The organism is Anabaenopsis tanganyikae CS-531 (assembly GCF_029891675.1).
Lineage (GTDB): Bacteria > Cyanobacteriota > Cyanobacteriia > Cyanobacteriales > Nostocaceae > Anabaenopsis > Anabaenopsis arnoldii.
On sequence record NZ_JANQDF010000119.1, the window covers coordinates 1 to 9,191 of the forward strand.

General features: G+C 41.6%; 6 protein-coding genes. 5 read left to right on the forward strand and 1 reads right to left on the reverse strand.

The features are described 5' to 3' along the window. Positions 1-289: glycosyltransferase family 2 protein (locus NWP22_RS12055; protein WP_280801937.1), on the reverse strand; the 289-nt coding region annotated here is incomplete at its 3' end. 705 nt (positions 290-994) lie between these two features. Here NWP22_RS12055 and NWP22_RS12060 point away from each other — a divergent pair. The 5 genes from NWP22_RS12060 to NWP22_RS12080 all read left to right on the forward strand — a co-directional run. After that, entirely contained in the window at positions 995-3,184 is a 2,190-nt protein-coding gene (locus NWP22_RS12060; RefSeq protein ID WP_271732123.1) for a PhoX family protein, read from the forward strand. A 636-nt stretch (positions 3,185-3,820) separates the two neighbouring features. Further along, on the forward strand, positions 3,821-4,246 hold the full coding sequence (locus tag NWP22_RS12065) for a hypothetical protein (RefSeq protein ID WP_271732122.1): 426 nt from the start codon (positions 3,821-3,823) through the stop codon (positions 4,244-4,246). A gap of 210 nt (positions 4,247-4,456) precedes the next feature. Next, entirely contained in the window at positions 4,457-6,862 is a 2,406-nt protein-coding gene (locus NWP22_RS12070; protein WP_271732133.1) for a hypothetical protein, read from the forward strand. Between the two features lie 56 nt (positions 6,863-6,918). Continuing rightward, positions 6,919-8,115, forward strand: a complete 1,197-nt coding sequence (locus tag NWP22_RS12075) for an argininosuccinate synthase (RefSeq protein WP_271732121.1) — start codon at positions 6,919-6,921, stop codon at positions 8,113-8,115. A 945-nt stretch (positions 8,116-9,060) separates the two neighbouring features. After that, on the forward strand, positions 9,061-9,191 hold a 131-nt coding region (locus NWP22_RS12080), incomplete at its 3' end, for a reverse transcriptase N-terminal domain-containing protein (protein WP_280801658.1).

Consider the following 9,191-nt stretch of genomic DNA (forward strand, 5'->3'; position numbering starts at 1 on the left):
CTATTATATCTCCCCGTGCTTGGGAAATCCCCAAAGTTCGAGCCGCCGCCGGTCCGGCGTGGTCTTGCTCAAACCATCGCACATGGGGAAATTCTTCCTTATGTGCTTTCAACCAGTCCAATGTGCCATCAGTAGAGCCATCATCTACTAAAACAACTTCGTATGCACTTGATCCACTCAACTCTTGCACCTCCAAAGCGCGGAGGCACTTTTCTAGAATTGGTCGGCGATTATAGGTCGGTATAACAACACTGAAAAACACAGTCTCACCCACAACAGAATTACCCATCTCCAGGATAAGACAACAATAGACTAGATATTCTAGATACAAGGACAATATACCAGCTGCCCCCTGGCTTTCATCAAAAATAGAGCAGTCATTTTTTATTACTGGTGTTTATAGGGGTGTTGAGTTGGAGTCACACAGTTTTGCCTAGTTACTCCAAATCATAAATTAAATAATAAATCAAGTATAGTTTTAGCGATTTATAGAAGAATTTTACTAATATTTATTTAGAGTATTTTTCTATGCACAGAAATTATTGTTAATCAAGATATATCTGAGTAAATGTTTATTATTCAAAATTAAATGAGAATTGTTTTCAATAAGCTAGAAAAAAGTCTCAATTAAGATAAATGTCAACCAAGGTTAAATACCTAAATTATAAGCCTGTAGCTGAAATTTAGCTGCTGTAATAGCAGTGATTTAATTGATAAATAAAACATAATTATTCTCAAATAAAGCTACTGAATAAACTTAAATTAATCAGGTTATAACCATATTTTAATCTTTATTACATAAATTGAGGACAAAATATTGGTGCTTATGTTCAGTCAGAAAAATATCTGATTTTCCAATTTCCTCACCTATGGGTAATTGGTTATCACAAGAGTAAAAACCACTCAATGGATATTGCAATTATCCTCTTCAAGTCTTGTTTGAGTGTGCCAACTAAATTGCTTTGGTTATAAAGATTAAACGGAGTCACTATAAATGAAAAGTCATCTTCATCCGAAGAACAACATAACCATCAACCCATCCGGTAATGAGTCAATTCTCGACGTAATTGGACGGGTGAGCATGAAGCGCCGGCGCTTTGTGGTAACAGCAGCCAGTACATCTATATTGGCAGTTCTAGGTGATACCACTGTCAGCGGCTTGCTGCAAACAGCAACTGCTTCCACATCCACAGTACCTGCTGGGCTTGGCTTTGCTGGTATAGGCTTCCAAAGTATTGAACCAAATCTCCGCAACGCAGAAACTGGACTGTTAGAGAAAGATTTAGTTAGTGTTCCCCCGGGTTACACAGCGCGGATTTTATCGGCTTGGGGAGACCCCATCATGCCTGGTGCCCCTGACTGGCTACCCGATGCTTCTCAGGATGCAGCAGCCCAAGAAAAACAAGTGGGGGAGAACCATGACGGGATGCACTTCTTCCCTCTACCAGGAAAAAGCTATTACAACCGGACATCGGGGTTAGATGTCCCTGTAGAAGGTCGAGCTTACAATCGTAGGGGAATACTGTGTGTTAACCATGAGTATACTCAAGAACACTTCTTGCATACTGACGGTAATACTGTAATGACCATTGAGAAAGCCAGAAAATCTCAGGCTGCTCATGGTGTATCCATCCAAGAGGTATCTAAGGATAGATTTGGGGGTGGTTGGAGTGTTGATCGCAATTCCCGCTATGGTCGCCGCATTACTGTCAATACGGAAATGCGTGTTTCGGGTCCGGCGGCTGGCGATGCGTTGATGAGGTCTAAGAAATTCTCTATTCAACCCAATGGATCAATTGAAATTGGGGTGAATGACGGTTTCACTGCCTATGGTACCCTCAATAACTGTGCCCATGGTATAACACCCTGGGGTACTTACCTCACCTGTGAAGAGAACTTCCAAGGTTATTTCGCTAACAGCACATTTGTAGCTGGGCAAGATGACGATATAGTTAATATTCCAGGTCTGGAGGGTAAAAAGGCTGATATCGTTAATGGACAAAGACGTTATGGTATCCCTGCAGCCTCTAACTACTATCGCTGGGCTGAGGTTGATCCCCGCTTTGACGCTTTTAACAATCCCCTAGAACCCCATTTATTCGGCTGGGTAGTGGAAATTGACCCCTACGAACCCAACAGCAAGCCAGTTAAGCGTACTTCCATGGGTCGCATCAGACACGAGAGCGCTCAATATGTTGTTGATGACAACAACCGTCTAGCTTTCTATATGGGTGACGATAACGTCAACGAATATATCTATAAGTTCGTTTGTTCTCGTACCTACGATCCTAAAGTGCGTGCCAATAACCGTGATATCCTTGACCACGGTACTCTCTACGTTGCCAAGTTCAATGACAATGGTACCGGTGAATGGCTACCTCTAGTTTGGGGTCAACGGGGACTGACACCAGAAAATGGATTTAATAACCAAGCAGAAGTGCTGATTAAAACCAGACAGGCTGCGGACAGAGTTGGCGCTACCATGATGGACCGCCCAGAGTGGGTTGCTGTGCGTCCTCGCATTCGTGGGTTCAATGAAGTTGAAGTTTACTGCACATTAACCAATAACTCTCGTCGCGGTACAACACCCGCATCGGTGAATAGTGCAGATGGCACAACCCCCGGAGGTTCTGCTCGTCCTCCTGTGGATGCGGCTAACCCCAGAGAGAACAACCGTTACGGTCACATTATCCGTTGGCGGGAGACTGGGCGCAGCGTTGCAGCTACTACGTTTGAGTGGGATATTTATGTCTTAGCTGGTGATAGCCAGAGAACTGAGCCAAATCTGCAAGGTAATATTAACGGTGACGACTTTAGCTCACCCGATGGCCTGTGGTTTGACTACTATGGTCGTCTGTGGATTCAAACTGACCACTCCGGTGATGGTACTGGTAATTTAGTCAACATTGGTAGTAACACCATGTTATGTGCTAACCCTAATGATCCTAGACAGATCAAGCTTTTCCTTACCAGCCCCACCGAGTGTGAAGTCACCGGTGTGACTACTACACCGGATCATAGAACCATGTTTATCAATATTCAGCATCCAGGCGATGGTGGTACTACTGAGGAACCCAACAAGGTTAGCAACTGGCCACATAGTCAAGGTCATGGCCCATCCGGTCGCCCCCGTTCTGCTACCGTGGTAATTACCAAGAATGACGGCGGTATTATTGGTACTTAAATCCTAGACAGGTGACAAGCGTCAAGATTATTTTCCTATCCTCGACTTAATAATAGTCGGGGATATTTTTTGCTGGGTTATGGGTTGGATATCTGACCTAGGGTATCACCTCCAGGAGAATTGTCAAATTACAGATATAAGTTTGCAGATTAAGTTTTATCTATTATTAATTTATAATTAACGCCAACACGAAAGTCCCTACCTTGGTGCAAAGCAAGGTAGGGATGAATAGTGGGAAATTACGAAAACCTCTCAAATGTATCTGAACGTAGTTCAGAGAGTGAGGTATTCATAAGATATCGATTATAAGATATCCATTGACATAACATTTAGAGGTGATCTTAACTTTAATTAATCCTTAACTAAAGATTAGTATCTCTCACAACCAGCCTAGCTTCAACTTTATTGATAATTACTTAACCAGGAAAAACTTAACTTAAAGTTAACCTTAAGGACGCTAAAGTATAACCTCTTTTTTAATCAGATACTAAATAGTATTGATGGTAGTTATACACATGTTGTAAGCTTTCTCTGTGGTACTAAAAGTAACTAATAGTGAGTAAATTAGCAACCTACAGAGGTTAATGTGTATACATCGCAACTAGATCAAAGTTGAAATAAGAGGAGTACAAGTTGATGAAATTCCACAAACAAGTAGCGATCGCCTTAGTTGCAGTTTCCGCCAGTGTATTGGGTTTTGGTTCTGTAGCCTCTGCTGGTGAAGGCGCTGCTGCTGGGGCTGTAGCAGCTACACTTAATGAAAATGGTTTAGTAGTTGAAATGACTGCGGCTGGCGCTATTGGTAAAAACGATGCGGCTGCTTTAGCCACATCCAACTCTGGTGTGATTTCCGCAACTGCTTTAGGTAGTGCTGGCGTGATTGAAATCATCAGCGATAGTGGGAATTATTCCTTCAGTGAAGAAGGTGGTCAGTCTGAGAGCGAAGTTTACAACAATGTTACTATGACAGGTGGGGTTGATTCTGCTTTAGAAACCGCCCAAGCTAACAGCATTGCTACCTTCACAGAACTCCCCATTGGAACCATAGAAACTGGATTTTAAGTAATCTGGGATGGTAGCGCTTTTATTTAAAAAAAATTGTTAGGGTGTCAAGAATTTAAAATTATCAATAGGGGCAGTTAAATTGATACCGTCATCCAATTCTTTTAGCCCTAACTTTTTTTAAGTTAGAAAAAAAATACAAACCATAAATCCCTATGATAATCTTTTAACCAGACTTGATAATTATTTCAGGACTGGTAATAAGTGTCTATGCTGATTCTGCACTACCAAAAATTAAACTTAACAATTGGTCTTCTCTTGAGTTCAGCAGTGATATTCCTTGCTCAAACAGCAGTTGCTGAGATATCTAAAAATACAAGCAATAGCCAATTAGAACTTTTTGCCACTTCCGAGGTAGAAAAGAAAATATTCAATAATCTGGAGGAAATACCAGCATCTGGTCTTATCCACCAGCTAAAGGTGACAAATTTAGCAGAAACTAGTTCTCAGTTTACCTTTTGTCCGTTCATTCATCCTGGTCTAGCAGAATTTACCGCAGTCAGGAACTTACTAACAAGTAATTCTATAATTCATTCTTGTACACCTACTAAGACCACAGAATCTCACACCCTAGAATTAGTTTCACAACCTAAAGTTGATGAATTAGAAATTAAACAAAAATTAGCAATAGAAAAACCACATCCAGGGGATAATCAAGAATATATCATTGCTCCGAGGATTGCTGATGAGCGAAAAATCCATCGCCGCACAACTACCTTACCTATCAATGGTCTATTGATTGACCACTTAACCGAGAGACGATTAAATTTAGGTTACAACTTTAATAATAGCCCCAATAATATTTTTAATATTAACGGAATTGTCAAGCTGAACGGAACAGTTAAGGAAAACTTAACAACAAATAATATCTTGACTGTAGACCAAATAGGAGAATATTTACAACTGCAAACCACCAGACAAACTAGAGAAGTTACTGTTAGCTTCAAACAACCACAAACTGTGTTGGGTACAAACCTGCAATTGAGTATGACAGGTTCATGTATCTTTCCGGGGACTAACCCCGATCAAATATGTACATATATTCCGGCTTTACAATCTGGGAATATTAACTCTGATAATCTACTACCATTTAGGATTTCCCAAACTGCAACACTGGGGGATGTAGTAGCAAGAACAACAGCAGAAGAAATCAGGAAACCGGAATTTCAACCAGGGTTAGAAAATGGTCAACAAATTGGTATAGATTTGTTAATACCCAACACCGGCGCATTCATTGGTAATAGTAATGGCGACCAAATGTCAGTCATTAGAAAAGAAGAAGTTGAAAATACTCCGGTTGCCAGTTATTCTATAATTAGGCAAATTGTGAGGATGAATGACCGGGAAGCTGTCATGGGTCGAACTGTACGCGGCTTTAGCTTCATTTTAAATGATGATAATACTTTGTTGAATACAGCTTTGCAATTGGGATATAGTGTATTACCTGATATTGTACCCAACATAGCTAGTTCAGAAACCAGATTTAACTCAAGTGGGAAAAACAATTTAGCTTCACCAGGGGATAATCATCACAAACCTTCTGGGAGGAGGACTGTTAACAGAAATTTGTTTTTAGCTGCTAATAACGTGAGAATTCCTGCTAATAGTTTAACTGCTTATCATGGCGGAATTGCTAGAGCCGAGAGTATTCCCCCAGGATTGACAAGTTTGTCACAAGTACCTGCTGCTAGTTTTAATAGTATTTGGGTAGGAGCGTCACCAACTATCCAACGTAGTTCTGGTGTTAGTACTCGTTTTGAAGATATTGGTAACCTGAAAATATTATCCTCTCAGGGTTTAGAAGGGGGGTCTGAGTCTAATATAGATTTTAGATCTACTATTAATAATCAAAGTTTTTCACCTCTGAATGTAGCGAATTTTTATGCTCAAGTTTATGTGACTGTTTTTAATCAAGAGGCGAATAGTGTCACATCTAGCAAATATACACAAGAAACAGTATATGTACCACATTTGAGTTTCAGTGGTAATATTACTGGGAGTCAGGATGTTTTGCGATATTATACAGGTGTGATCGGCGCAGAAGAAATTCAAGCTTACAGCGGTCTAGATTATACGAAAAATACTGCGGACAGATGGCGTTTTTCTGGAGCCATAATTGGTTATATTAATCCAGATGTTGATAATTACAGTCAAGTTACAGGTAGTATTGATAAAGTTATCCCCTGGAATCGGAATAGTAATTTAGTCATCTCCACGGGGGTTAATTATGCTTTTGACAGGGAAACTCGATCCAATGACTTTGTAAATTCTATTAACCTGAGAGCTAGGGCTAATTTAGGTAATTTTTGGTTCGGTTTAACTAACTATTTTGGGGATGTTTTACCGGATGCAATTAAAAATACTTTGCTGGCAAGTGCTGGTATTCAATTTAGCCAAAATTTGTCATTATCAGCCTATTATAATCCCGTGAATGAAAATGCCGCTCGTGCTGTTTATGGTGCGGGAGCTAGATGGAGAATCGGTAGCAATCAGAATAGTCCTATATTTAACCTATCCTGGAGTAATAATGAGTACGACTTTGGCACAGATAACAATGGACAGGAATTGAAAATCAACGAGAATGTATTTACTCTGTTTCTCAGAGGTAATTTTTAAACCCTACATACCTTATAATGATGACTCATTCTTTGTTTTTCTAACTGGAGAAACCAATGGGTCGCGCTAAAAAGGTTGTTTTGGCATATTCTGGGGGGGTGGATACCTCTGTTTGTATTCCCTACCTGAAAAATGAGTGGGGTGTGGAGGAGGTGATTACCCTCGCAGCAGATTTGGGTCAGGGAGATGAATTAGAGCCAATCCGAGAAAAAGCGCTCAAATCCGGTGCTAGTCAGTCATTGGTGGCTGATGTGAAAGACAGTTTTGTTAAAGATTATGCCTTTGCGGCCATTCAAGCCAACGCCCTCTATGAAAATCGTTATCCTTTGGGGACTGCTCTGGCTCGCCCGTTAATTGCCAAAATATTAGTAGAAACTGCTCATAAATATGGTGCTGATGCGATCGCTCATGGTTGCACTGGTAAGGGTAATGATCAGGTGCGCTTTGATGTGTCTTGTGCTGCACTTGACCCCAAATTGAAGATCCTTGCACCAGCGAGAGAATGGGGAATGAGTCGCGAGCAAACCATCGCTTATGGTGAGGAATTTGGTATCCCCTCACCGGTGAAGAAGTCCTCCCCCTACAGCATTGATAAAAATTTACTTGGTCGTAGTATCGAAGCTGGCGTACTGGAAGATCCAGCGGTGGAACCACCAGCAGAAATTTATGAAATGACTAAGGCGATCGCTGACACGCCGAATGAACCCGAGTACATTGAAATTGGTTTTACCCGTGGTATTCCCACCAGCCTCAACGGTACACCTAAAAACCCAGTGGAGTTAATTGAACAGCTCAATCAGGTAGTAGGAAATCACGGTATTGGCCGCATAGATATGATTGAAAACCGCCTAGTGGGGATTAAGTCCCGGGAAATCTACGAATCGCCGGCGATGCTGGTGTTAATTCAGGCACACCGGGATTTAGAAAGTCTGACTCTAACAGCAGATGTCAGCCACTACAAGCGAGGTATTGAAGAGACTTACACCCAAATTGTTTATAATGGTCTGTGGTACAGCCCCCTGAAAGGCGCACTAGATGCTTTTATTCAAAAAACACAGGAACGTGTTATGGGAACTGTGCGAGTCAAACTGTTTAAAGGTAGCGCCACCATTGTCGGGCGTTGGAGTGACCATTCACTCTATAGCCCCGATTTAGCGACTTATGGTTCTGAAGACCAGTTTGACCATAAAGCAGCTGAAGGGTTTATTTACGTTTGGGGCTTACCCACTCGCATTTGGGCTTCTCAATCTTAGGGTATGTGGGGACTGTAGTCCCCTTTTTACCTACTCCAATACTGTTCAGTTAAGGGTTATTTGTGTAGTACCGGGTATTTAGCGATCGCCAAAAAAGTTACTTATCAGTGATTGGCATGGGGAGAATTTCCTGTCCCAGATCGGGGTAAAAGTAGCGAGCCTGTCATGAGCCGCAACGCAACGCCTGAAAGTCTTGTTACGTAAAGGTTTCAAAATTAAAATAGCTCTTTTACCCAAAATCCTCAGAAAAAGCTTGTTTTGGGTGTGCCAATTGAAGCTTGAGCCATCTTACCCCATTGTATCCTTCATCTCCCCCAAAATTTTTCGCTCTCCCTTCAGGTTTGAAGCATACATTATGGGCAAACTGTGCGATTCGTTCTCTCGATCGGGAGTATTAATGCTCAAGGATGAGAGGTAAGACTGGGTAAAACCAGACTCTTATAACTGGGTGTTCATGTGGGTGAGAATCCCTCCCCCTAGGTGCAAGGGTGACAGCATCTTCCTTACGGTAGCGACTAGCCATCAATCCGTAAAGCACCGAAGAAAAGGCGTTCTTGCTGGGAGCCTAACCTGGTACACGTCGAGCAAAGTACCCATGAGTAGTCAACAAAGATGTGTCTAAAGCGTCGTAACCATTAACCAGCCAAATCAGGCTGACAGGCTGGAACCAAAAGGTAAAGGATAAGGAAACGGCTAATTGTTTATAGACCGTTATGCACTTCCGATAAACCCGGCGTATAGCATCACTCTAAAGGTACACAGTATGAACACACGGAACGAAGTAACCCCCTTGTTAGCTCTTTTAGAAGGTCGAATCTAAAAAGTAGGTGCTAACCGGATGCTGCAAGTGGGTCAGATTGAGTCAGAAGCGAACGCTTAGGGTAATGCCTAAGATATGCTGACAGATTCACGGTGATATGGAAGATAAAGTCTCAAGTAGGAATTATGACTAAAACGAGTGTAAAGACTACGGTAGAATGGAACACGATTAACTGGAAACAGTTAGAACGTCGTGTTTACAAAATCCAAAAACGAATTTATCAAGCCTCAGCCCGTGGTGATGTCAAGGTTGTTCG

Excerpts from the sequence above, each read along its gene's own strand:
- NWP22_RS12060 (WP_271732123.1), top strand. The coding sequence starts at position 995 with ATGAAAAGTCATCTTCATCCGAAGAACAACATAACCATCAACCCATCC.
- NWP22_RS12065 (WP_271732122.1), top strand. The coding sequence starts at position 3,821 with ATGAAATTCCACAAACAAGTAGCGATCGCCTTAGTTGCAGTTTCCGCC.
- NWP22_RS12070 (WP_271732133.1), top strand. The coding sequence starts at position 4,457 with ATGCTGATTCTGCACTACCAAAAATTAAACTTAACAATTGGTCTTCTC.
- NWP22_RS12075 (WP_271732121.1), top strand. The coding sequence starts at position 6,919 with ATGGGTCGCGCTAAAAAGGTTGTTTTGGCATATTCTGGGGGGGTGGAT.